Source organism: Paenibacillus athensensis (assembly GCF_004514475.2).
GTDB lineage: Bacteria > Bacillota > Bacilli > Paenibacillales > NBRC-103111 > Paenibacillus_AL > Paenibacillus_AL athensensis.
The window spans coordinates 1-24,394 of record NZ_MYFO02000001.1 but is presented as its reverse complement, the minus strand read 5'-3'; the positions used below and the strand labels follow the sequence as shown (position 1 = coordinate 24,394).

The following is a 24,394-nucleotide window of genomic DNA, read 5'->3' as shown; positions in this document are numbered from 1 at the left end:
CCTTTCGCCAGATTTCTATTACCCTTGAAACGGAGGCCTTCATCATGACGATTACGCTCGACCTTCCGACCGACTGGGATACGCTGTTCCAAGAGGTTCGGCAGGAAGCCAGCATTCCCGACTGTACATTGACATCGCTGAACAAATACCACACCGTCGTGCGCGACATGGTGGTCGATTTGGGCAAGCTGCAGCAAATGCTGAAGCAGCAAGGCGTCTCGCCCCTGATGGTGTCCGTATACGCCGATGTCGTCCGCATTCCGGCCGGTCTGAACTGGACGTTGCAAAGCAGCTCGCTGACCCTCTTCGCCCGCCGCATCGAAACGAGCGACCAAGCCCGGATTACGCTTGATTTCCGTGAAAAGGCCAATGCCGTGCTGCTGCTCTATGCGCAGGAATTCACGGCTCCGCTGCAAATCAAGGCGCTGATGGCCGGACAAAGCGAACCAACCTCTCTGGCGATTTCCAAGCTGGACACGATCGGACTGCGCATCAGCTGCGCCGACAACAAGCTGCAGCAAATTCCGCTCAAGTCGCTGACGGCTCCGCTGACGAATGAAGGCTCCGACCTGCATTTGATGCTGGTCGAGGAATTCATGTACGCGACCGTGCTCGTAAATCGCCAGCCGGACGCCGCGGAGCCGATGCTGGAGTGGATTCGCGCCTGCGCCGTCTTCTCGCCCGCTTTTAATGAAATGGTCGTGCAAAGCGCTTCGCTGCTCGTCATTCTCAAGAGCCAGCCGAGCAACGCCCTGTTCGTACCCGTGCTCAGTCCGCAGGTATACAAGGATACGGCTGCCGCTTATACCGCGGTTGCGCTGGAATACGAGCGCCAGTACGAACGCTTCAGCGCCCAGGAATCGGATTTGAACGCACGTATTGAAGCCGCCGAGCTGATGCTCAAGGATAGTGTGGCACAATCGCAGTTCAATCAGCAGCTGATCCAGCAGTGCGACACCAACCTAGGCATCGCCCGCAAAGCCGTAGACGCCGCCATGACCCGATTCAAGATGCAGCAACTGGAGATGCAGCGTGCTGCCGGCACCTTTGCGCTTGGCCTTGAGGTGTGGAAAACGCAGCAGCAATGGAAAGCGGCTCTGGCGATTATCGGCGCTATTCTCGACTTTGCTTCTTCGATCGCGACTATGGCTGCAACAGCGGGAGCGGCTGCGCCTGCCGCCGCGGCCGAAGCGGCTGCCGCTGCGGCTACAGCGGCCAAAAATGCCGTGGAGCTTGGCGACGCGATGAAAAATTTATCCAAAATCATTGAAGCGCTGGCCAAAGTATACGACATGGCGATCAAAATTCAGCAAGCTGCAACCAGCCTGGCCCAAGGACAATCGATGGCCGACAAGCTGGCGCAAATGTCGCTGGACGGCGATCAGGGCGAGCTGTCAGGCACCGTGTTCTGGGATCAGTATCAGCTGCAAGCTGATGCCAACATGAAGCCGGCAATTGACAACAACATTGGCGGCGCTTCCGACTATCAGCTGCAAATGGACATCCTCGCCTTGTATGGCAAGGATTTGACGACCAAGCAGGTGGCGCTGATTCAGATGAGCGAGCAGCTCGTGCGGCTCAAGCTTCAGCAGCAGGTTGACGACGCCCGTCAGGCGCGGCTGGAGGATTACGTCAAACAGCTCAAGGCCGGTCAAGCGCCGACGACGGAAATGATGCAGCAGTTTTATTTGCGCTATTTGATGCAAAAGATGTCGCTGTTCGTGGCGCTGGAAAACTACATGCACGCCTACAAATATTGGGCGCTGCAGGACTCAACCTGCAGCTGCTCAATCACGGAGAAAATCGAAGCGCTGACGTCCGGGCTGGCGCAAATCCAGAACGACTACAATCGGGCGCTGGAGCATTTCAATCCGCATCCGCAAGCGTTCCAGAACATGCCTTATGCCATTACCGCAGCCGGCAAGCTGGAGGCCTTCAAGCAAAACGGCAGCGTATCGTTTACCATCGGTGCGCTGGACAGCGTATTTGCCGATTTCAACCGCGTGCGCGTGGACTTGGTACGCGTTCGGCTGGCAGGCGCGCGCTGCGCTTCCCCGATTTATGTGGAGCTGCGTACGACGGGTGTTTATACCGACCGCTGGCAGAACAAGCCCACGACGCCCTTCGTGTCGCAAGGACTGCAGCTCGGCTTTATTTACGATCCGGCAAACGGCAGCGTGCTGCTGGACGGACGGTTGGCCGATGAAACGAAATTCGCCTATTTCGTCCCGACGCCATTTACCGAATGGCGCGTTAGCCTGGCTACAGACAGCCAATACAACCGCCAGCTCGATTTGTCGGGCCTGACGGGCATTGAGCTGGAATTTTCCGGCTCGCTGATCGCGAAGATGAATTAGGGAAGGAAGGAAAAATTTATGACCGCTGTATTAGACGCCAAACTAGGCCCGGGCGCATTAAGCGACCCCTCCCGCTCTCCTTACGCCGTCTCACTGTCCGACTGGAATAGCGTCAACGGATACGTCAACCAAATTGTGACAACCGGACAAAAGGTTGGCTCCTATATTAACGGCATCGTTCCGGCGTTTCCCGAGCTGTACGCCTGTGCAACCGACTGGCAGCAGCGGACGTTTCCGAATATGATCCATCTGGCCAAAGCGATTTACAAGTACGGAACGGCCGACGTCAAAGAGCAATACGCCAAGCTCAAACAAATCGTCGATGCGCTGGATAACGGCGGCAGCGTTGCTGCTTATATGCCGCAGTTCACGCAGCTGATCGACGCATTAACGGCCGAGGTCGTCGCCAACGAATCGCTCGCTGCCACGATCGCCGACGCTGTTGTCCGCTTCGCCAATGCGATTGATAAAGTCAAACGGCAGGTGACGCAAGCAGCCGGCTCCAACGTATCCGCGCGCAGCCTGCGCGCCAGCTACGACCCTGGCGGCCAAGCCGGGGAAGTCGCCAAGGCGCTGGCGCTGCTTCCAGGGCTGCTGAACAGCCTGATGAATTCGCCGCTGGCCAAGATCCAGCTCATTCGCGGCAGCTGGACCGCGATCAAGGAGGATTTGGCGGCAATTGCCGAAGCTTACGCCGACGGCTTTGATCCGGAATCGCCTTTTTTGACCGAGCTGGGCATTGAGCTGGCGATCACGCAATGGCAGCAGGTCGCAGGCGAAGCGCAAGCGTTTGCCGGCAACGTCTGGAGCTGATCCGCCGCTTGGCGCCTGCCAATCGTTGACGCAGACGCTTGGCGCTCGCGAGTCTGCACCCTGACGGCAAGCTGAGTCTTAACAACGGCGCGAAAACCGTGAAATTCAAAGACGCACCACCATTTGGAAAGGAAAGTGACCTTATCATGGCAGGCAGAAAAACATTTCATAATCAAACTAATCATAATCTTTCATTAACCTTGTACATCCGCGAAGGCGAGAATCCTTCCAACAGCGCCGGCACGCAAGACATGGCGCTGTCGCCGTATGAGTCCAAGGTGGTCGAATACGGCAACTCGCGCAACATTTATTTAAACGGCTTCGTGCTGGTCGCCTTGCTGAACGGCGAAATCATGTCGCGGCAGGAATTCGTTGTCACGCGCGGCTCGCAGCTTGACGACAAGCTGAACCGCAATTCGATTATCGACATCATGTTCCAGGACGGTTTTTTCAACATCAACGGACATAACTAGCCGTTGCTCCAAGCTGACTGTGGTCGTCATCGCCGATGACGCCGGTCAGCTTTTTTGTTTTTTCGCAAAAGAGCCATCAATGGACCTTTTTTCCAGAAACCTGAAATCTATACAAATCAACCTGAAAATTGACCACTAAGAACGCGTGTTTATTTGGTTTAAAATAGAAATTGAAGCCCAAAAACGCCACCTGACGAACGCTTTTGTCGATCAGGCCAATGAGGGGGTTGTCCGGCGTCATCTAACGAACCTATTATCAGACAAAGGAAGCTGCGCGATGGAATTTTGTTGGAATTTGCAAGGCGAAGCCTATGCCGACATCGTCCGCCAAACGCAACTTGCCGACCGACACGGCTTTGACGCCGCCTTGATCGTCAGTCTGCAAATGGCGATGGACCCCTGGATTTTGGCGACGCAGCTGGCGACCCAGACCGAAAGGCTGCGGTTTCTCGTCGCCCAGAACACCAACCTTGTGCTGCCGTCCTATACGGCCAAAGCTGTCAACACGCTCAATCTCATCACGGGCAGCCGGATCGATTTGAACATCGTAACCGGCAGCTCGCATCTGGAGCTAGGCAAGGAGGGAAATTTTGAACGACATATCGACCGCTACCGGCGTACGGAGGAATTCGTGTCTATTCTTCGCATGGCGGCGGAGGAATCGATTACATTTCAAGGCGATTATTACCGCTTGAACCAGTTTCGCGTGACGCCCCAAGCGCCGCCGCCTCGCATCTTCGTTGCCGGCAGTTCGCCCCAAGCGCTGGCGACAGCGGCCCGCTACGCCGATTTTTGCGTCATCTACGCCCGCGACTTCGCCGGGGCCGGCGAAACGTTCGCAACGGTCAAGCAGCAGGCGCAGGCATACGGGCGTTCGATTCGCTGCGGCCTGCTGATCGATGTGATTGCCCGGAGCGCTTCCGATGAAGCGTGGCAAGCCGCCGAGGCGCTAAGCGCCACCTTCAGCCGAAGGGACAAGAAAATGAAAAGCCTGCTGCTCAAAACCGTGGACTCGGTCGGCATCGCCGAGCACAAGGAGCTGCTGGCGCATGAGGATTATCGCGTCGACCGCCATCTGTGGTCGGGCATCGCCCAGATCAGCACCGCGCACGGGCTATCCATCGTCGGCAGCTATCGCGAGGTCATCGACACGCTGCGGCACTACGAAGCGCTCGGAGCCGATTATTTCCTGCTTTCCGGCATGGCCGGCGACCGCGAAATCGAACGGCTTGGCGAATATGTGCTGCCATATGTACCGACATCCTAGCAGGAGGGAAGCGAGTTGACTCAAGACGTGCTGTTTGCCAGACCGCAGTTATATACCGCTGGCACCCATTTTATCGATTGCACCGAATTTCTGATCTGCTCATCAATCAAAACCCGCGGACTGCCCTTTCATTGGCTGTTCTCCGACAACTGGGGCTTCAGCTACCGCTCGCTGACCGATTTGAGCGCGCTGGAGCCGGACGAGCCGCTGCCCTTCTGGATGAATCTGGAGAAGCTTTATGGGATGAAGCAGACGCAGCACCACGGACGGACGCTTGAGGAGCTGGCCGAGGAAGTCATTCTCGCACGCGGCTCGACAGTGATTCTGACGGGCGATATTTGGGATATTCCGTGGTCGACGATCTGCTACCGCCAGACGCATATGAACCACGATATTTTGATCACCGGCTACAACCCGCGCGACCGTGAGCTGTACGTCGTCGATTTCGTGCCCGATTTCGCCGGCTGGGTCAGCTTTGACGTGATCGACGCGTTTTTCACCGGCGGCATTGAGCTGAACGGCAGCACCTACGGCTTCGAGCTGTCAGCGCCGCAGCTGGCCCCCGAAAGGGACATGCTGCTCGGCCAACTGTCTTCTGCGCATGCCCGCATTCAAGCCGGACTGGCCGGGCTGCAGCGTTTGTACGCCGATCTGGACGGTCAGGACGACTGCACCGGCCTGATCGATATCTGGTGGAACCCGCTCAAGCAAATCGTTGCCTTCCGCGAGAGCTTTCAGGAGTTTCTGTTGTTTCTTCGCCACCATCCGCAGCTGGCGCTCGCCAGCGCGATCCCGGAGAGCACGCTGGAGACGTTGGAAACTTTGACGAGCAAATGGTTCTCCTTTCGCAACAATCTCAAAAAGCTGCAAATGAAAGGGCAGGTGCCCGTGACGCAAATCCGCTCGCGGCTTGCCCCGATGATCGGACTGGAAGCCGACTTGCTTAACGATATCGGCATCCTGCTCGCCACGTTATCCCAAAAGGAGTGATCGGCCAATGACGACAGCGCACGCCTATGCTCTGCCGCTTGCCCCCTACTTCAACGGCAAAGCCGTATCCTGGCCCGACCTGGGCATCTGGGGCTGCATGGAGCATTCGTTCAGCAGCCTTCCGGGACCGCTGCTGCCCAATGGCGAAAGGATTGAATGCGAAGGCATCCCGTTTCAATTTCCCGCAACCGACACCACGGATGACGACCATATCAGCTGCGAGGGACAAATTCTCGAGCTGCGCTGCGACCGGCCTTTCCGTCAGCTGGCGCTGATCGGCGTCACGACTTGGGGCGACTACGAAGACACCGTGCGCTTCACTTACGAGCGCGACGGGCAAACATTCAGCTCGCGGGCCCGGCTGGGCTTGTCCGATCTGTGCAAGCTGTGGGACTACAAGGAGCTCAGCTACGGCGAACGGGTGGCTTTACGCATGCCCTACTACTGGCGCGACCGCAAGCCGCTGGAATTTCCCGTCGGCCTGTGGCTCCAGACGCTGGACCTCGATCCCGCCGCGCTGCTGCAAACCGTCGAGCTGCCGGACAACCCTTATATGTACATTTTCGCAATAACGCTGCTGTAGCCGACGTTCTTCCTCTTCCCTACACCATTTTATAAAGTCAGGAGCTATGCATGATGAATGAAACCAAGCTGGTCTTGATCGAAGAAATCAAAAACGTGCTTGTCGAGGTTCGCAAAAATCCCGAGCTGACTGCCAATCTGACCGAATCGACCGACATCATCAACGAAATCGGCCTCGATTCCCTGCAAATGATCAGCTTTATTCTCGGTCTGGAGGACAGCTTTTCTATTGAAATCGATTTCGAGCAATTCGACTTTGACCATCTCAGCTCAATTGGCAAGCTGGGCGAATATATCGCAGGCCGGCTTGCCGAAAATGAATAGCCGTCGCGCCAGCTCGCTGGTGGCCGGCAGCTTTGACGCCGAGCAATTCTGGCGCGAGCCGGGCGCAAGCCAGCTGCCGTCCATGCCCGACAAAGAGCGCGCCTTTATTATCGGCGCAATGGACGAGCTGTTATTTGCGCTTTGCTCCGAAGGCGACGCGCTGCTTGTCCGCTACGGGCTGCCGGTGGCGCAGCACGCCTATCTGTACCGGCTCGGCTACCGATTCGAAGCGAATCGCGCGCCGCTGACGGAAGCGGCGCTCACTCCATCGAGCCCGCGTTCGGTATTCGCGCTCGGGCTGGAAGCCGAAGCTGCGCCTGCCGTTGAGCGGCTAAGCCCGCAGGGCCGCCGCTTGTCGGCGTATGCGGTCATTCCGCAGCTGGCCGAATTTGCCGACCGCTACGGGCTGGCCCACAACGCCCCCTCCTATGAAGCTGTACGGGCGGTGAATTCGAAAATCTATTCGCATCATATGTATGAGCGGCTTGGTCTGATCTCGCCCGGCGTCGTCGCCGAAAGTGCCGAAGAGCTTCAGCGGATCGGCGAACGGCTGCTGGCCGAAGGCCCTTTTCTGATCAAAGACCCGTTCGGCGTTTCCGGCAAGGGCAATATGCTTGTCTCTGCCCCGCCCCTGCTCCAGCGCGTCGTCAAGCACCTGCTTGCCCAAGAGCAGCAAGGCCGCAGCTCCCGTTTTCTGCTGGAGCCGCTTCTGGAGAAGGAAACCGACTTTTCCTGCCAGTTCCGCATTGACGACGACGGTCGCTGGTCGCTGCTGTCCGTGCAAACGATGGTCAACGACGCCTTCGCCTATCTCGGTTCAGCGCAAGCCGGTCCCGAGCTGATGACGGTGCTGGAGCAGGCCGGTTATTTCACGCTTATGGAACGAATCGCCGGCGAGCTGTTCAAGGACGGCTATCGGGGCAACGTATGCGTCGATTCGATGCGGCTAACCGACGGAGCACTCGTGCCGATCGTCGAAATCAACGCCCGCCAATCGATGGGCCTGATCAATGCCGGGCTCGACCGCTATTTGTCCGACTTCGGCTTGACCGGCAGCCTGATCTCCCTGTCGCTCGGTTATGAGCGCAGGTTCGATTATGCCGCATGGCTGGCTGAGCTGGAGCGCGAGGAACTGCTGTTCCTGCCCGGCCGTTCGTCCGGGCTAATCCCGCTTGCCGCCAACGCCCTCTGTCTGGCTGCGCAGCTGGCCGAGGCTCCGCAAGCCGCAGGCAAGCTGTTCAAAGGCCGCAGCTATGTCTGCATCGCCGCCCGCCACGCAGAGGAACGGCTCCAGCTGCTGGGCCGCTACCGGCAATTTTTGCAAAGCCGCCGCTTCGCCATTTACAACTAAACCGATACGGGAGATGGTTATGTGACAAGCACCACCGTTACTTTGCTCTGCTCGGGCGTGGCGCTCGGCGTGTACATTCCCGCCATCAAGCTGAATTATCAATTGCAGCAACGCGGTCTGGCCAGCGAGGTGGCTGTGCTGGAAACTTACATCGTCGAAGACAAACGCAACAAAATCGGTACAACCAAACGCGAGTTCCACAACAGCTTCAAGTTCGCCCTCAAAGGGCAAAAGCTGGCGCTGGCCACCGATATTCGCGACAGCCTGGACGACCGGCTGCTGGGTGAACTGCTCGAACGCTGGCACGCCGAGAGCCGCCGGGTGTTTCTCGTCTTCTCCGGCTTCTGGCTGCCGATTCTGGAGCTCTACAAGGAGCGTTACCGCTTGACCGACGTGCGAGTCGACATTATCCATATCGATTCCGATTATTCGCCGTCGTTTCAGAACTACCCCGAGTTATGCGCTCAAAGCAACAACGTCTGGTTGTTTCATTATGAAAGCGGCCGGCTGATCAACGAAATCGTTGTCACCGACGAAGCACCCGTTCCGTTTGCCGAGCGCAGGAACAGCTGCGTCATTCACGGCGGCGGCTGGGGCATGGGCACGTATCAGAGCAAAATTCCCGAGCTGCGCGAGCACGGCGTCCTGCTCGATATTCTCGCTTATTATCCCGAGGAAGCCGAGAACGGCCGCGAGGGCGAGCGCTTTTTCCTGAGCGATCCGGCCTGGTCGCCGTGGGTGCCGGACGAACGCGGGGCGTACACCTTCCCGCCGTTTGCCGAGGTCGCGCCAGGCGTAACGCCGCAATTTCGCAATGTGCCGCACTACCACCTGCTGATTGATGTTGCCCGCGTCAACAAAGCGATCATCAGCAAGCCGGGCGGCTCGACGCTCGTCGATTCGCTGGCGACCGCGACGCCGATCGTTTTTTTAGAACCGTTTGGCCCGCATGAGCAAAAAAACGCCGACCTGTGGATCAAGCTGGGCTTTGGCATCAGCTATGAGACGTGGCGGCAAACCGGATTTTCGATGAACCCGCTGGAGGCGCTGCACACGAATTTACAACGAAACCGAACGACATTTCACGATCTGGGGAGGAATTTTGATGCAACCGAAAACCGAAGTCAAGTTTGACCGCGAATCGTTCAACCGGATCAAGCGAACGGTCAAGAACATGTCCGTGGCCAGCCGCGAGCGCGGGAAAAATCCGTATTTTGCCACCGCCATTCCCGAGGAAATCGGCATCAAGCTCAACAACGGCTGTAATTTGCGCTGCAAGCACTGCTTTGAATGGAATGCCGACGGCTTCCATCACGACATGGAGCGCAGCGAGAAAAATCGCGAGGTGCCCATTGAGCTGGTGGACCAAATTCTCACCGAAACGCGCCCGGTCAAATCGAAGGTGTTCCTCTGGGGCGGAGAGCCGCTGTACTACAGCAAATTCGATCAGCTGTGCGATCTGCTGGAGAAAGACCCGCGCTGGACGACGTGCTGTACGAACGCGATTCAAACCGAAGAACGCATGGATTCGATTTTAAAAATTTCCGAGAATCTCGCGATGCTGCTCAGCCTGGAAGGCTTCGAAAAGGAAAACGACGCGATTCGCGGACGCGGCACATTCCAAAAGGTCATGCACGCGGTCAACCTGCTGCTGGAGCAGCAGCGCAAGGGCCATTACAAGGGCAAGGTATCGGTGCATCTGACGATCAGCGACGCGATGGCGACCAAGCTGTACGATTTTCTGGCTTTTTTCGAGGAGCTGGGCGTCGATTCCGTGTATTTCACCTTCCCGTGGTATTTACCCGATGAGGTTTCCAACCGCATGGACGAATATGTGCATGAAAACTTCGATTGGCTGTCGGACCGGATTAGCGCCCACAAGGCGAGCTGGCATTCGTTCAAATACCATCTGTCGGAAAGCTCGATTGAGCCTGTAATTGAGGAAATGAACCGGATTAACGCCCGGGCGTGGAAAATCCGTCCGCGTTACCAGCCGGCGCTGGAAACGCATGAGGTGCGCGATTTTGTACTGGGCAAGGAAAAACCGGCGCAAAACCGCTCGCAATGTCTGGCCATCTCCACGCGTATGGACGTGATGCCCAGCGGCGAAGTCAGCACATGCAAGCTATTTCCCGAATTTGCCGTCGGCAATCTGAACGGAAGCAGCATTCAAGAGGTTTGGCATAACGAGGGCTTTAAAGATGTGCGCGAAAAGCTGAGCTGCGGCTTGATGCCGGTTTGCTCCAAATGCGTGCTGCTGTATTTGAACGGCCGCTAATGGCGGTCTGATTACACATGAAAAAGCCGATCTCCGGTAGCTGGGTGCTGGGGACCGGCTTTTTGGTTTATTACCTTCAGTTTCTCGGATCCTATTCTATAGCCGATTACGCCCCCGCTCCCGACGTCGTTCCTGCCCGCTCCCCGCGCCGGATATGCAGCGCCATCACCGCTGCCAGCAGACAAACAAAACCTGCCGTCATAAACGGCACTGAATAGCTGCCCAGCAGCTGGCGCAGCAAACCTGCACCATAGGCCGCCGTCGACGCTCCGATCTGGTGCGCTACCGCAATCCAGCCAAAAATCATCCCCGCCTGCTCTTTGCCAAACGCATCGGACGTCAGCCGCACCGTTGGCGGAACGGTAGCGATCCAGTCCAAACCATAAAAGACAGCAAACACGAGCAGCGTCCGATACCCCGAGCCCAGCGCCTGCGGCAAAAAGATCAGCGACAAGCCGCGCAAGCCGTAATACCACAGCAGCAGCCAGCGGCTGTCGAAGCGGTCGGACAGCCAACCCGATAGCGTCGTGCCGATCATGTCAAACACGCCCATCAGCGCCAGCAGACTGGAAGCGACGACAATCGGAATGCCGACATCGCCGCAGGCCGGAATCAGATGTGTGCCAATCAAGCCGTTGGTGGAAAAACCGCAGAAGAAAAAGGTGCCGGCCAGCAGCCAAAACACGCTTTTTCGGGCAGCGGCGGCCAGGCTGCGCAGCGGAGCCAGAAGCAGATGCCCGGTAAATGCAGGCGCAGGTGCAATCTCGCTGGCACCAAGCGCAGGCAGCCCTTTATCGGCGGGATGATTACGCATCCAGATGGCGACGACCGGCAGCATAAGCAGCAGCGCTGCAGCTGTCAAATAAACGGCGTAGCGCCAGCCAAGCGTTTCGGCCACCTTTGCGAGCAGCGGCAAAAAAAGCAGCTGCCCGGTCGCTGCGCTCGCCGTCAGCAAGCCGACGACAAGTCCGCGATGCTTGATAAACCAGCGATTGGCCACTGTCACGCTGAGCGAATTGGCCATCATGCCCGTTCCCACGCCCATCACAACGCCCCACAGCAGGAAAAACTGCCATAGCTGCTTCATGAACGGCGGGGTCAGCATAAGGCTCGCTGCCAGCAGCAGCATCGACACCACCATCACCCGGCGGACGCCAAGCTTCTGCATCAACGCCGCAGCGAACGGCCCCATCAAGCCGTAAAGCAAAATACGCAGCGACAGCGCCCCGGACACCGCAGCCCGATCCCAGCCGAATTCCTGCTCGAATTTCAGCATCAGGACGCTGAGCATCGAATTGATGCCTGCGGAAATCAACAACACGACAAACACAATGCCGATAACTACCCAGCCGTAGTACAACTTTGATGTTGCTTGCTTTTTCTGCATCGTTTCGCCACCTTATCCGTTTCTTTTTTTGGGCTGAGCCTGATTTCAGCATTTGTATATCATAGCTTACAAAATAATCAGAGAAAAAGGAACCTTTTTTCAGGTTCCCTTTCTCCTTTATTTTCCTGTCTGTCCTTCGGCACTTCGACCGCTCGCCTGTGGCGCGTGAAGGCTGAATCTGCTCGTCCGCAGGCCGCTCCAGCCATCGATTAACTGATCGTCTGCAGCAGTAGCGACAGCTCCTCCTGCTCCATCGCGCGCAGCTCCCGCAAGGCATCCAGCGCCGGGCGCACGAACCGCGGATCGCGAGTCAGCGCATATTTCATGACCGTGTTGCGCAGCGACAGCGCCTTGTCCTCCACCGCCTCGAAGCGGCGCGACTCGCCGATGCAGCCGAGACCGCGCATGTAGCTGTAGATGAGCGACAGCGTTTTTTTATGCTCATAAAGCGCGTGGAAGGACTGGTACTGAAAAATGGCTTCATTGTCCATATGCAGCTCGATATCCTGGCCCAGCCGTTTGTACACCGGCTCCATGCCAAGCGATTCCAGCTCATAGGGCTGCACATGCGACAGGTAGCGGCGCGACGTCGGGCGCGAATGCAAGTAATCGCCGATCAGCTCATCCGTCTGGCCAGCTCCGCCGCCATTGCGGCGTAATACTCGTCGGTGTAGGGGATATGCCCAATTGATCCCCGATTTCATTATTAGGAGAGCGGATGCGGTACTCTTCGCCAAGCCCGGTCAAATCGACAAGCTGTACGTGAGCGGCAGATTGCAAATCCTTGCCCAGCTTATCGTGCAGCAGCCGGATCTGCTTGGCGGCAAGCTGAGAAAGATTCGTCGGCTCGGTGAGCGGCAGCAGGCCGATCAGCAGCGGGCTTGAGCGGGACGCTTGCTTGATCGCTTGCACCAGCTCAACATAATATTGCAGCACGGCAAGCGCCTGATCCTCATCAGGCTCGTTGGCCCCGTTGCACAGCGCATCCTCCAGACGGAGCAGCAGGATGTGGATTCCCTCCGGATGAGAGGCAAAGGTGCCAGAGGCGTCGACAAACTGCTGAACCACCTGATCGTACGGAGCAAAAACAACGGCGGGCTCCAAACCGAACCGCTGGCACCACCCTGCCAGATGATCGGCAAGCGGCTCGGCCGTAAACGTGGCGGCTATCGCGATCGTCATCTTGTTGGTCATGTAAGGCGCAAAGCTTCTTTCTTCGACAAAGAATCTGAACAGCAGCCGGATTTATTCCAGCAATTGGCTATAGGCTTCGAGATATTAACAAAATTCCTTTTTTTTACTACGAAAATTTTCGAAATTTAAATGATACTTGACAAAACCCATAATTACTTGACAACAATCCTCACGCGCGTGCCATCCGGGTAATTCTCCAGTTGATTGGCTATCCAGGACCCGGCTCCTCGGTTATCGGCAGGCTTGATATAGGCGATGTCGGCTCCCGCTCCGCCTTCGGCGCACATCGCCATCGGCCATTCATCCCGGTCGTAGCCGCTTTTGACCGGCACGCCCTTGAGCGACGCCTTGCGATGCTCTTCGGCACGGTCGCGGTCCAGCGTGCAAATCGGCGATTCGCCGTGGGCAATGGCATCGGCGATATGCGCCGCCGTCTGCGGATATCGCTCCTTGGGAAACACCAGCGTGACCGCAGCGTCCGCCTCGCGATAGACCGGCAAGTCTCCGCGCAGCCACATGACAACGGCACAGCCCAGCAGCACCATGAGTAGCGCAAGCAGGGAATTGAGCGTTTTTTTGTTCACATCGATCGTCTCCTGTTCGTGATGAATTGGCAATGAACCTGCGGCTTTGTTAGCTCAGTATTGTTCTGCTCTCATTGTACACGACAATCGTCTCCCGTTGTCCAGAGAAGCCGACAGGAGACTCTTGCTCCATTCGGCAGACATTGCGCTTGTCTGCTCTTCCCTATGCAAAAAGGACCGCCGCAGCGGTCCATCTTGTCCCAATAACGGGTTGAAATATGTTTTAAACATGAGCTTGGCTCGGCAACCAGCCTGAAAGTTAATATCTTGGCCGAATGCTGGAAACACTGGGGACGACGATCGGTTCGGCCTCCTGCTCACCATACATATTCTGCTCAACTTCCACAATGGCCACAACAGAAGGCCCATATAACGTCGCTTCAATGCTGCGGATCGTTTCCTTGTCCGTACCCGAGCGCACTTTGACCGATTTGCTATACGTATAAGGATAACCTGCATGAGTCACAAAACCCAGATAATGAATGATGGGCGCTTTATGCAAAAAGCTGCCCGGTTGAGGTTCATTGTTAGCATCCAATCGTAACGTCAACTGCAAATATTTATTAAAGCTTGCGCTGCCCTTCGCTTCATCCCAGACCAGTCTTCCGTAAGAAGCTTCCGTTTCGTTAATATCCAGAGCGGCAGCTGCCGTTGCGATATCCAGATAATCCTTGACCCCGCTGCGAGCTGCCATATGCAAGCTGACATTTACGGAAACAACAAACAAAAGAATCATCGCTGCAACGGCAAACAAGCCGAGAATTAGCACCTGAACGCCGCCCCGTTCATTTTGCAGCCAAACAGCATGCCGTTGTTTACTCATAAGCTTCGCTTCGACCGGGAATACGAATATAATAAAATCCGTCCGTCGGATCATTGCTCCCTCCGATAGCGGTAAATAGTTTACTCAAATTCGTAGCGGGATATTTGATAACAATCCAGATCGTCGGGTCGCTATCGTCGCGGAACACCTTAACAGTCGTGCTGCCAGCGTAAGACGGATAGCCTACTCCTCCTTTAGTCACGGCCCCCAATCCGATTTGCGCCAACTTGGCCGAAGTGCTGTCCATTACGGCCGACGATACATACCCCGCTTTTTCCGATTCACGCAGCGCCTGTATTGCAATCGTGCGCAAATTATCGCGCTGAACAATAAACACAAAATAAGGAATTAGCGAGAACGCAAGAACCATTAAAATGGCCACAACAAAAATGGTTGCAATGAGTGTGGAATCGCCGCGCTCATTGCCGAGTATGCGTCTTACATGCAACATGGTCATCGGCCACAGGCCGCTTCCTCCTTCTAATTCGAGCTCCAGTCCCACGAACGGATCTCCTGCTTCATCGTGTCGTGACCGTTAACCACCGTCTGCTTGATTCCGTTGTTTCCGTTAAACGCCCATACGGCCAAGCCCAAGACAATGACGCACACGACAACAATAGTAATAAGCTTGGACACGGGAATCCCTCCTTACGGAGCAACTGCCGTTACTGCTCCGGTTGTACTGTCTACAGTCGTATTGCTAACCGAGTTATTCAGGCGTGTACTTTTCGTTACTACGCTTGGCGCGACATTGGTCCGCAATGCATAAAATACAAGCCCTACAATCAATACCGCCACCACAAAAATCGTAATTGCTTTTGTCATATGAATTACCTCTCCTTTTTTGTTATAAAATTCGGCTTGTTCTCAATGTTGTCAAAATGCATTTGTAATCGTTGTTTTAACCGAGGTTACAGCTGTCACAATCGCCGGCCCCAAATTAGTACCAAAGACGAAAGCCACCAGCCCCAGCGTCAGCACGCATACAACAAGCAGCGTTATCAATTTGGTCATGGAAGTCCTCCCCCTCCGAAAGAGCCGGTTAACTGCTCGGACAAATATGTCATCCACGGGTAAATCATTAATACCAGTACAATGAAGAAGGGAATAATAATCAGAAAAATGATCCCTAGCGGTGCGTTCTCGATTTTCTTCTGAATTTCAAAATCCAGTGACTTATCAATGCTATCGACTTGCTGCTCCAACATATCGGCAATTTCCGTCACTTCGACCGTGCTGATAGCCAGCAAAGTATTGACGAGCGGATATACTTCCGTAATGCCGACCTGACGACCGAATTCCAGTATGGCAGCCTCCTGCCCTGTGTTCCAATTCGTGCTCAGCTCATTGATATAAGGCTTTAGCAAAACCAACGTACGACTGGCGCGCAAAATCGTTTCACGCAAATCGGACTTGTTGGACATGCACATCGTCAGCCTGTGCGACAGCTTCGAAATTTCAAACAATAGCTGCGTTTTTCGACTTCTGGCCCGCAAAGCGAGCAGCAGGTCGGGCATAAGCAATACACTTGTGACAGCAAAAGCATAAGAGAAGAAACGGAAATCGAGCAGGTTGTGCGACACGCGAAATCGATAAATAAAATCGACAATGAAAAAGCTCGTGACCAGCAGAAACAACCCCATCTTGACGAGATTATAAGCAAACACAGTCAAACCTAGCGGATACCCGGCCAGATGCAGCCGCTGACGCAGCTTTTGCCCTCCCTTGGACTGCTCCTCGGAAGCCTTCCACTTGGCCAGAACATCGGTCAGCCAACGGCGGTCCTGGACGAAACTCCGATAATATAAACCGGACGTTCGTGAAAAATTGAGACCAGCAATAAACCTGAAAACAACCATACAGAGACCGGCGACAAATAACAGAATAGCAATCACTTGCATCTGCTAAATCCTTTTCCTTCCTGAGAATACAACAAGTACCAACGAAGCAAACAACACAAGAATCGAAATCTCAATCAGCAGCTTGCCACGCGGGTCGATAAAATAATATTTGTAGTTGTTGCCGTCAAGCGAAATATTAATCCCGATAATCAGCAATGCAAACCCGACCATCATGGATGTGCCAATTCGATAAATCGAAATCATCGCTTGCCGCTTCTGCTCGTTGGCCTTGGCCGCTTGCATCTCCCGGACCAGCTTATGCAATGAATTTGTAACATCATTGCCGTATTCGCCCTTAACCAGCAAAATATCAGCAAAATCCTCTCCCCAATGATTATCGATCCGGCGGGCAAAATCCAGCACAGCCTCCCTCATGTCGCGTGTGCGTACCGCCATCTCCAGGAACATCCATTCACTTTGAATTTCCCGCGGCATCGTTTTGGCCGATTTGGTTACCAGATCCCCCAAGGTCAAATTATTGTTGTAATTTCCGATAAAATTTTGTACCGTCGCAATCATGCTTAAAGCAATCTCTTGCCGCTTGCGTTGTAGCTTGAAAAACACATAAAAAAGCGGTAATGAGCTAATTAACAAAGCAAACAACACATTAAGCAGTTTATTGGTCGGATCGATCACTCTTGCAGCACCTACTGCATACTGCATTCTGAGCATATTTATCATAAGGTCTGCACTGAAAAAAGCTAAAAAAAACAAAACAAGAACAGCGCCTAGAATCACATTTGGCGAGAAGCGCACGCCGGCAATTTCAACCATCTCTTTAAATTTGCCCAACCAGCGGAACTGATACATGCTGAAGCCGGTTTTCCTGTCCAGCCGATTTTTACCCACAATATATTCCCTGTGGAAAACCTCCGACCTGTTGTACAAAACGCGGATGATTTGCAAAGCCAGGATCACGGTGCCAAGCACGAAAAAACCGAAGGATAGCCCCTGGATCAGCTCTTTCATTCAGTACACCCCCAAGCTTTCAAAAAACTGTTCCCTGGCCCCGTGTTGAATCATGTGGTCCATAAGCGCAGAGCTCAACTTGTTACCCGTAAATTCCCAATCGTTCGTTTTATAATTCCACAAAACAAGTGGATTCAAAAAAACCTGGTCCTGCTCGTTCGCATACAACTCTGTAATTTCCGTTACTACGCGTCGATTCGTTCCGTTGACATTGACAATCCGCAAAAATATCAGAATGTTAAACGCACGGGCAATCCGGCTTTTTAGATTGTCATCATCATGATGACGCCCATCCTGTTTGACCATATCGATGACATCTGAAATAAAGGATTGGCGATACTTGACGTGCATCGTCCCCATAATGTCATGTCCACGCAAGCTGCCTTGAATCATTTGCGACACTTCGGAGCCTTTCGCTTCGCCAATGATGACCCATTTGGGACTCATGACGAGAATCGGCTTGAATGCCTCCTCCATTTGAAGCCGGCTTTCTTCCACCTCTCGCAATGCGACTATGTTACGGACGCCTTTCAATCTTTCTCGCAGGGAAATTTCAAATTCTTTTTCCAGCGTGACGATCCGCTCTTTGACCGGAATTTCGTTGCACAGAGCGAAGAGAAATGTCGTTTTTCCCGTATTCGTGCTGCCTCCCACAATCTGCGAGGCATGATAACGCACGAGCAAGCGCAACAACTCCCCCATACGTACATTCAATGTACCGGAGTCATGAACCAGACTATCCAGCGTAACGTCGCGGACGATAAAATTCCGTATATTAATTGTCGGTTGATCGGAATACGGCTCGCGGGCCATAACTAACCGGGAACGGTTGTACATATAGGATTGGAGCACCGGATTTTTTTCACTGATGGGCTTTTTGCCACACAACGATAATCGCTCCTGCAGCAGCCGCACATCCTCCAGCGATTCGAACTGGCGATGGTGCAATTGTGATTCCCCATTTACTACAAGAAAAATCCGTCTGCCGTTTACCTGGACTTCTTCTACTTCCTTTTGGCGATACAAATCTTCAATCAAACTGGCGCCGCACGTTTGAGCGAAAATACTCTCTACACCCGTCATACCGTCGATAATTGTTCGCTCATCTACTTCAATCCGGTATTCGGTCATTAAATTACTAATGGTCGCTTTGATTTTCTCCTGAGAGACCGGGTTACCCAAACCGGCATTCAACACGTCTTCACGCAGCGTTTCATCCGATTTTGTCAGTTCAGTGATATGTCCATAAATCACATCTACAGCTTTACGTAAAGGTACTATGGCAAATGAACCATTTTTAGCTTGTCGTTCACTCGGCTCGGACAACTGCTGATCCATAATTTTGCTATTTAGCAGCGATTCTTTCATATTAAAAGGGGTACGGGGACGCATTCTTAGCATGGTTGTCATCGATTAGCCTCCTTAATTGAGCAGCCGATTCAGCCATTTTTTCAGTAAGGGAGTTCGATTTGCCGCATCCGCCCCAAGCGTGTGAATGCCCAAACCCGCAGCAATCTTCTCCGTCAACCGGCGAATATCGCGAACGAATTGTTCATTATTGGTTTGCAAAAGTAACGGTTGTCCATCGTTAACCGCTTTGATCCCCATGCCTCCGCCTACATTGGCAATCTCAGCGATGCTGTTCAAGCCCGTCGAAGCTTCGATTGCGCTTTTCTTAATTTTTCCAGAAGGGTCATATCGATTGATGATCATTGAAAAATCTTTGGCAGTCAACCCGCAATGTCTCCAATAGCATTCAAACCAATCCGGCCAGCTGGTTTTAAAACTTGTATACACAGGCTGAGTCACCAGCCAACGCTCGTCAGCATGTTTGACGCTGTATACGGTAGCTGCATTGTTAGGCAAAGTATGAACATCTACAAGCGTGACGTCAAAAGTGCTTTTGGCGGTGTCCAGCAATATACGCACCTGCTCCATCGATAAATCCGGCGCCGTGTCGCGACGGCTCGTACCAAAAAGCCATTTTAGATTGGCATAGCTGCGGCTGGAGACGCAGTGCTGAAGAAGGTCCTCGGAGGTCAGCGTACGCGAGGCCAATCTGGGCCTCAGTGTCAGCAAATCTCTTCCTTGAGCGGGCATATTCAACACGTCTTTTAACACCGGACTCCATAGATTTAAATCCAGCACACCGACTTGCAGAGATGTCATGCGAGCCAATTCGATCGCCGTATTAACGGCAATTGTCGTCGCTCCGTCCTGCGGAGCTGCGGACATCACTGCAATCAAGGTGCCACGGACCGGAAATTGCCTTTGTTCACCTGTAACGAAATATTTAATGACTTCTGCCAATTCATCCGCCGTCAAGCTTTGCGGAATAACAGTCATTTCGAAATCGACAGCCAAACGGCAAACGATATCGCTCATTATCGAATCATAAACACCCTCCGACAAAATAACAGCAACTGGCACATGCGGATGGCGCCGCTTTAGTTCCTGCATCCATTCCCACGGATACACTGTGGCGAATAAGTCGCAATGAAGCACTATTTTCTCGTATTGATCATCAAGTTTATATTGATACTGTTCAAAGCTGTGAACACTAATCGCCTGAACAGCTTTCATGTTCCCGGAAGCAAGCTCCGCAGACATTGTATCCGGCAGACCCACTAGTATTTTCATCCGAGAGCCCCCCTATTTGACTTCAATAATCGTCGGCTGCTTGGGTTCATCAGAAACCTTGCTGTTTGTGTCGGAGGAAGGCAAGCTTTCCGCTGATCCCTCAATACCTTTGACCTCTGAAGGGACAATCGTTCCAACCTGTACCTCTTCGCCCTTTGTTTCTTTATTAAAAATTCCGGTGTGCTTTAACTGCTGAAAGGTATCCGTCAAGACCGTTTGTCCCGATCCTTCTAGTCTGCTATACAGATTAGGCAGCGTAAGCCTTATTCTGCCGCCAAGAGAACCGAGCACATAGGCATTGCTGATTTCGTCGTCCATAATATACGTATTGGCAAAAGCTATGCCGCTGGGCTTGGACCTTACTCGACCAATATTATCCTGATTCACCTGTAGCGCTCCGCTTCTGATCGCATCGAGCACTTCAGCCCCGCCCCCGTTTTCTTCTACCTCCGCACCTTCGGCTGTTTTTACGTTGACAACTTTCAAACCGGATATGATTTTGACACTGCCAATCTGCATTCGCGAACCGCTTGCATCGACGAACTGCCGCGGATTCTCGAAATCAATCCAAACATCGACGCGATCCCCTCTACGCACCATATTGTTTACATTCGTCAATGAATCTGTCTTGAAGCTGGAAAGAAATTGTCCAGGCGCGGGCGCGGCAATATCGACGCCGATCTTCCATTTGGCAAATTCCTCACCCATTCCGATCGGAACCAGGGCCATCTTGCCCAATAGTTCCTGCTCGCTGATAGCTGCATCATCACGATGCTGCGCAATGGGAACAGTTACAGGCTGAAACATACCCGTCTGGATGATTTCACCGGCTTGAATAAGCCGGGTAGCCTGCAGCGTTAACGTCGTAGTAACGGACTCCTTATAGCTATTGATGACCTTTACGTACAAATAAACAGAAATTACGATGAATAAAATCCCGATCAGATAAACCAGCATTTTGCGCAACCGCATGACTATATGCTCTCCTCACCTCTTTGCATATATGTATTATATACTAGGAACACAGCCTCATATTGTCGAATTATGACGAATAAAATAGAATGTTGAAATATTTTTTATTTCTTGCTTTTTGCCGCGTTCCACAGTCTTTTTGTCCATGCACCTCTGAACGTGCCTGATGACGCAGGTCGCAGGAGCAGCAAGCTTACATTATCGGGAGCCCCCAAAAGACAGGCTTTATGAACCAAAGCATCGCTGACTTCCTGCAAGCTCTTGTGTCGCTCCAAAGCTGCGTTGATTTCATACAACAACCGATCTTCCGGAAACAAAGAAAAGAAGCCGTCGCTGCATACTACAAACAGCTCATCCATTTGCCAAGTTCCACTTGTCCTAATCGTTTCCACATGATCATTAATGCCGAGACAATGCGTCAAGACGTTGCGTTTCGGATGCGTATACAACGCTTCTCTCCCCAGCCTCCCTCGATTCACTTCTTCAGCCACCCATGTCTGGTCTATGGATAGCTGCAATAATGAGTTGTAAGTCCATGAATCCTTTAGATGAATGTTGCCCGTGCTTTGCAGACAAGAGGACGAGGGAATCGGCTGGGCTCCCCTGCCCTCCTGATCCTTCCAAAGCAGATAAACGCGTGTATCGCCCGTATGAAACACATAATATTCCGTATCGATAACGATAAGAACGGAGAGCGTCGTACCGCTACCTGACGCCGCCCCCTCCGGCGGATTCCACAGCTCCTCATTGATTTGTCGAAAAACTTCCGCCATTTCCCGCTCCAGTAAACCCATGCGTTCGTCCAGCCTTACAATCAAAGGCATACTTCTATCCCACCAGTTTTTGAGCCGGTCAATCGCTAATTGACTTGCCCGGTCTCCAGCTCCGTGACCGCCCATTCCATCCGCGACCGCAGCCAATATTGCACGGCGACCTGGACGCCGTTTTTCGCCCAGTCTGAGAAAGCAGCGATCTTCATTAATGGGTTTGTATATCCCCGGATCGGTAGACAAACCGTATTCCCAGTCATTACGCATCAGACAGGAACCATACGGAATACAAATTCCGTTTTGACAATTTTCACGACGTCGCCATCCTTGAGCGGGTAGGCTCTGTAAGCGACCATCGGCTGCTCATTAAGTAAACTGCCATTCTTGGACCCTAAATCTTTAGCGTACCAAATTCCATTATCTTGTTGTAGCTCCATATGCATCCTTGACACACCTACGGTATTATCTTCAAGATGTACAGCTGCCCCCCCTCGCCCAATAACGAAAGGCTGTACGGAAAGTGCGTGAAAAGCTGTCCGTCCATCCCTGCGAACCTCCAGTTGCGGCACCGGTTTGGCTGTTCCAGCGGACATGGTGTTCAAAAGAACGGTCTTCTCATGTTCAGGTTGGTTCAACAGCGTCGTTTGCATTGATAACTGGTTATAATAGTCGGCATCAAGCGGCCCTTGCGGCTGCACGGCGAGCTGCGATTTATCAAATCCGATCGGTTTGGGTTCCACATCCGTTGCTCCACGGTTTCGCTTCGCCGCTTTTGGCGATCTCGCCGGAGAAGATGCTTTAAGGGAAAGCTCTTTGGCGACCGCAACCTCATCTTTCTCTGCACCGCGTCCGAATTTGGCCTTTAGCTCATCACGAAAGCATATATACACATAAGCCATATCAAATGTCAATAAGGTCGCGCCAAGACCGATCAACAGACTGCCTTCTCCCGGATGATCGGTATAAACCCGCCAAATCAAGGCATTTCCCAGCAGTACAAGTAAAGCCAAAACGATTTTTTCCCTTTGCGTCACCGGCATAGATCCGCTGCTTTCAGGTGTTTGCGGCTTGGCTCCTTGTGTCGCAGCTCCGGGCTTGACAACTGGCGCTCCAACTTGGCTCTTCACATACGAAGGTTGCGGCTCCTGTCCCGTTGTCTTCGCCGGACGAATCGAAGCTGCTTGAGCAAATGATGACTCTGCCTCTGCAGCAGGAGCAGGGCTCCGTTCAGGCAGCGTAGCGCCGGCTTGCATCGGGCGGGCAATTTCAGCATTAAGCACCTGCAACAGCAGTTTCTTCAGCCCACTAGCCGAGAATGTATCTGCTCTGCAATAGTTCAGTACAGCCTGCAAGCCGTCTCCATAGACTTCCTTAACATGACCAATCCAGTTTAAAGCCAAATTTCGAAAAGCTTCTGCCAGCGGAATCGCTTGCTGGAGCTGCTTAACGGGCAGATACATCAAATAAATGTCTGTCAGCTGCTCACCAATGAAAATGAAATCCTCATCAATCACAAAATGATTTTCGTACAGCATGTAAGCTCCGCCTTCTTCAATCGCTATTGCGATAGCCAACAAAATACCGTAGTAATCGATCAAGCTGAACCGTGACGCCGAAATAACTTTAGAGGACATTCGCCTGGCCGTAAGATCGTATCGGAGATGGGCACTTAAATTCAGCTCCTCTACATGTAGAGGAAGAAGCCGGGGAATGGAATTGGCTTGCAGCATCTGAATCTGCAATTCGGCCAGCTCCGTACTTTTCAAGTGCCCGTCAGCGCCTACCAGCAGAAAATGACCGTTATCCTGTACAAACTCGCAAGAAAGACCACACACTTGCTGCTTCATCGTTACCGCCTGCTTTCCTTTTAATGAATAAAATAATAACAAGTTGTTGCTACCGCAGGCAATACTGCATACATAAACGGAAATCGGAGATTATCTTCCTTTGTAATCTGCTTGACCGCCGTCATATTGCGCAAAAGCAGTACGCCGAATAGATAACGTAAAATTCGCCGCATTCTCAGGAAAAATTCTTTACGAAACAGGATCAGCAGTACACCGATTATCCCTGCATAAACAATTGCGTACATGAGACAATACAACACAAATTCCAATCCCGTCAATGCACCAATTGCAGCGAACAGCTTGACATCTCCAGCCTCCATAGCCTTCATGACATATAAGAGCAACAAAATTGCAAAACCGACCAACGCCGCCAGTATAGCATGGAGTAGACCTTGCCATCCGTTCCTGATCCCGTGATGGGCAAGTCCTGCAACAAAACCTGTGGCATTCAGCCAATTCGGAAGCTTACTGTACATAACATCAAAATAAAATGCAACTAGAATAAACGCGGCCAACAAATAAAGATGTAACGGCATGAAGCTACGCCTCTCTTCTCAGATGTATAGTTAAACGACTGCGCAGTACGGATTCAATCTCTTAGCTGCGTCACCAAAAAGCTGTATATCTTGTTTTTAATCGTGATCGGCACATCATACGTTTGGACGTATCCGTTGCTCCAAACCGTCGTAAACCGAACCGTGTACAGCCCGTCCGCCAACCGGTCAAATCCCCCGTCCCATAGCTCGCCGCTCCAGTTCACCCGATTGGCGCTGTTTAAGCCTGCGCTTGTGTCCGGCCCCATTAATTTAGCACTGACTGATGTTGCTACCGTCGCCGTTCCCGTGTTCGTCACATTCGCTGATACCATCAGC

27 protein-coding genes and 1 pseudogene are annotated in these 24,394 nt (G+C 53.0%); 10 read left to right on the top strand and 18 right to left on the bottom strand.

Features of this window, described 5'->3' with window-relative positions:
- Window positions 1–44 precede the first annotated feature (44 nt).
- The 10 genes from B5M42_RS00140 (at window position 45) to B5M42_RS00095 (ending at window position 10,435) form a co-directional block, all read left to right on the top strand.
- Window positions 45–2,357 carry a hypothetical protein gene (locus tag B5M42_RS00140; protein WP_134756919.1) on the top strand — a complete coding sequence of 771 codons (2,313 nt, stop codon included), beginning with the start codon at window positions 45–47 and terminating at the stop codon, window positions 2,355–2,357.
- An 18-nt stretch (window positions 2,358–2,375) separates the two neighbouring features.
- Window positions 2,376–3,170, top strand: a complete 795-nt coding sequence (locus B5M42_RS00135; protein ID WP_134756921.1) for a hypothetical protein — start codon at window positions 2,376–2,378, stop codon at window positions 3,168–3,170.
- 146 nt (window positions 3,171–3,316) lie between these two features.
- Window positions 3,317–3,643 carry a hypothetical protein gene (locus B5M42_RS00130; protein WP_134756923.1) on the top strand — a complete coding sequence of 109 codons (327 nt, stop codon included), beginning with the start codon at window positions 3,317–3,319 and terminating at the stop codon, window positions 3,641–3,643.
- 277 nt (window positions 3,644–3,920) lie between these two features.
- Entirely contained in the window at window positions 3,921–4,910 is a 990-nt protein-coding gene (locus B5M42_RS00125) for an LLM class flavin-dependent oxidoreductase (protein ID WP_134756925.1), read from the top strand.
- A gap of 15 nt (window positions 4,911–4,925) precedes the next feature.
- Window positions 4,926–5,900: a cysteine peptidase family C39 domain-containing protein gene (locus tag B5M42_RS00120; RefSeq protein ID WP_134756927.1), complete on the top strand. Its 975-nt coding sequence runs from the start codon at window positions 4,926–4,928 to the stop codon at window positions 5,898–5,900.
- A gap of 7 nt (window positions 5,901–5,907) precedes the next feature.
- A complete protein-coding gene (locus B5M42_RS00115; RefSeq protein WP_134756929.1) occupies window positions 5,908–6,483 on the top strand; it encodes a hypothetical protein in 576 nt (191 codons plus the stop codon).
- A gap of 50 nt (window positions 6,484–6,533) precedes the next feature.
- Window positions 6,534–6,806 carry a phosphopantetheine-binding protein gene (locus tag B5M42_RS00110; protein WP_209280789.1) on the top strand — a complete coding sequence of 91 codons (273 nt, stop codon included), beginning with the start codon at window positions 6,534–6,536 and terminating at the stop codon, window positions 6,804–6,806.
- Window positions 6,799–8,157: a hypothetical protein gene (locus B5M42_RS00105; RefSeq protein WP_134756931.1), complete on the top strand. Its 1,359-nt coding sequence runs from the start codon at window positions 6,799–6,801 to the stop codon at window positions 8,155–8,157. The genes B5M42_RS00110 and B5M42_RS00105 overlap by 8 nt, the downstream gene beginning before the upstream one ends.
- A 21-nt stretch (window positions 8,158–8,178) precedes the next feature.
- Window positions 8,179–9,291: a UDP-glucuronosyltransferase gene (locus B5M42_RS00100; RefSeq protein WP_134756933.1), complete on the top strand. Its 1,113-nt coding sequence runs from the start codon at window positions 8,179–8,181 to the stop codon at window positions 9,289–9,291.
- Window positions 9,263–10,435: a radical SAM protein gene (locus B5M42_RS00095; protein ID WP_134756935.1), complete on the top strand. Its 1,173-nt coding sequence runs from the start codon at window positions 9,263–9,265 to the stop codon at window positions 10,433–10,435. The genes B5M42_RS00100 and B5M42_RS00095 overlap by 29 nt, the downstream gene beginning before the upstream one ends.
- A 106-nt stretch (window positions 10,436–10,541) precedes the next feature.
- Here B5M42_RS00095 and B5M42_RS00090 read toward each other — a convergent pair whose 3' ends face one another.
- The 18 genes and pseudogenes from B5M42_RS00090 to B5M42_RS00005 all read right to left on the bottom strand — a co-directional run.
- Complete coding sequence (locus tag B5M42_RS00090; RefSeq protein ID WP_134756937.1) at window positions 10,542–11,822, bottom strand: MFS transporter; 1,281 nt, start codon at window positions 11,820–11,822, stop codon at window positions 10,542–10,544.
- Window positions 11,823–12,031: 209 nt separating this feature from the next.
- Window positions 12,032–12,427 (bottom strand): hypothetical protein, encoded by a 396-nt coding sequence (locus B5M42_RS00085; protein WP_134756938.1) that lies wholly within the window; start codon window positions 12,425–12,427, stop codon window positions 12,032–12,034.
- Between the two features lie 16 nt (window positions 12,428–12,443).
- The gene (locus tag B5M42_RS00080) at window positions 12,444–13,016 is read right to left on the bottom strand and encodes a hypothetical protein (protein WP_134756940.1); all 573 of its coding nucleotides are present in this window, start codon (window positions 13,014–13,016) and stop codon (window positions 12,444–12,446) included.
- Window positions 13,017–13,168: 152 nt separating this feature from the next.
- Window positions 13,169–13,534, bottom strand: coding sequence for a NucA/NucB deoxyribonuclease domain-containing protein (locus B5M42_RS00075; RefSeq protein WP_230632622.1), 366 nt, complete (start codon window positions 13,532–13,534; stop codon window positions 13,169–13,171).
- 325 nt (window positions 13,535–13,859) lie between these two features.
- Window positions 13,860–14,423 (bottom strand): hypothetical protein, encoded by a 564-nt coding sequence (locus tag B5M42_RS00070; protein WP_134756942.1) that lies wholly within the window; start codon window positions 14,421–14,423, stop codon window positions 13,860–13,862.
- Window positions 14,416–14,925 carry a hypothetical protein gene (locus B5M42_RS00065; protein WP_134756944.1) on the bottom strand — a complete coding sequence of 170 codons (510 nt, stop codon included), beginning with the start codon at window positions 14,923–14,925 and terminating at the stop codon, window positions 14,416–14,418. Before B5M42_RS00065 ends, B5M42_RS00070 begins: the two co-directional genes overlap by 8 nt.
- On the bottom strand, window positions 14,904–15,059 hold the full coding sequence (locus B5M42_RS00060) for a hypothetical protein (RefSeq protein WP_167690273.1): 156 nt from the start codon (window positions 15,057–15,059) through the stop codon (window positions 14,904–14,906). Before B5M42_RS00060 ends, B5M42_RS00065 begins: the two co-directional genes overlap by 22 nt.
- 12 nt (window positions 15,060–15,071) lie before the next feature.
- Window positions 15,072–15,248, bottom strand: coding sequence for a hypothetical protein (locus B5M42_RS00055; RefSeq protein ID WP_167690275.1), 177 nt, complete (start codon window positions 15,246–15,248; stop codon window positions 15,072–15,074).
- Between the two features lie 51 nt (window positions 15,249–15,299).
- The gene (locus tag B5M42_RS00050) at window positions 15,300–15,437 is read right to left on the bottom strand and encodes a hypothetical protein (protein ID WP_167690277.1); all 138 of its coding nucleotides are present in this window, start codon (window positions 15,435–15,437) and stop codon (window positions 15,300–15,302) included.
- Complete coding sequence (locus tag B5M42_RS00045) at window positions 15,434–16,324, bottom strand: hypothetical protein (protein WP_134756946.1); 891 nt, start codon at window positions 16,322–16,324, stop codon at window positions 15,434–15,436. The genes B5M42_RS00050 and B5M42_RS00045 overlap by 4 nt, the downstream gene beginning before the upstream one ends.
- 3 nt (window positions 16,325–16,327) lie before the next feature.
- The gene (locus B5M42_RS00040; RefSeq protein ID WP_134756948.1) at window positions 16,328–17,293 is read right to left on the bottom strand and encodes a type II secretion system F family protein; all 966 of its coding nucleotides are present in this window, start codon (window positions 17,291–17,293) and stop codon (window positions 16,328–16,330) included.
- Complete coding sequence (locus tag B5M42_RS00035; RefSeq protein ID WP_134756950.1) at window positions 17,294–18,703, bottom strand: ATPase, T2SS/T4P/T4SS family; 1,410 nt, start codon at window positions 18,701–18,703, stop codon at window positions 17,294–17,296.
- A 12-nt stretch (window positions 18,704–18,715) separates the two neighbouring features.
- Window positions 18,716–19,933, bottom strand: a complete 1,218-nt coding sequence (locus B5M42_RS00030) for an AAA family ATPase (protein WP_134756952.1) — start codon at window positions 19,931–19,933, stop codon at window positions 18,716–18,718.
- Between the two features lie 12 nt (window positions 19,934–19,945).
- Entirely contained in the window at window positions 19,946–20,905 is a 960-nt protein-coding gene (locus B5M42_RS00025; RefSeq protein WP_134756954.1) for a CpaB family protein, read from the bottom strand.
- 104 nt (window positions 20,906–21,009) lie between these two features.
- Window positions 21,010–21,942 (bottom strand): PP2C family protein-serine/threonine phosphatase, encoded by a 933-nt coding sequence (locus tag B5M42_RS00020; protein ID WP_134756956.1) that lies wholly within the window; start codon window positions 21,940–21,942, stop codon window positions 21,010–21,012.
- Complete coding sequence (locus tag B5M42_RS00015; RefSeq protein WP_134756958.1) at window positions 21,942–23,522, bottom strand: DUF6382 domain-containing protein; 1,581 nt, start codon at window positions 23,520–23,522, stop codon at window positions 21,942–21,944. The genes B5M42_RS00020 and B5M42_RS00015 overlap by 1 nt, the downstream gene beginning before the upstream one ends.
- Before the next feature lie 20 nt (window positions 23,523–23,542).
- Window positions 23,543–24,058 (bottom strand): A24 family peptidase, encoded by a 516-nt coding sequence (locus tag B5M42_RS00010; protein WP_134756960.1) that lies wholly within the window; start codon window positions 24,056–24,058, stop codon window positions 23,543–23,545.
- 53 nt (window positions 24,059–24,111) lie between these two features.
- Window positions 24,112–24,394: pseudogene (locus B5M42_RS00005) on the bottom strand (PKD domain-containing protein); the annotation flags it as partial.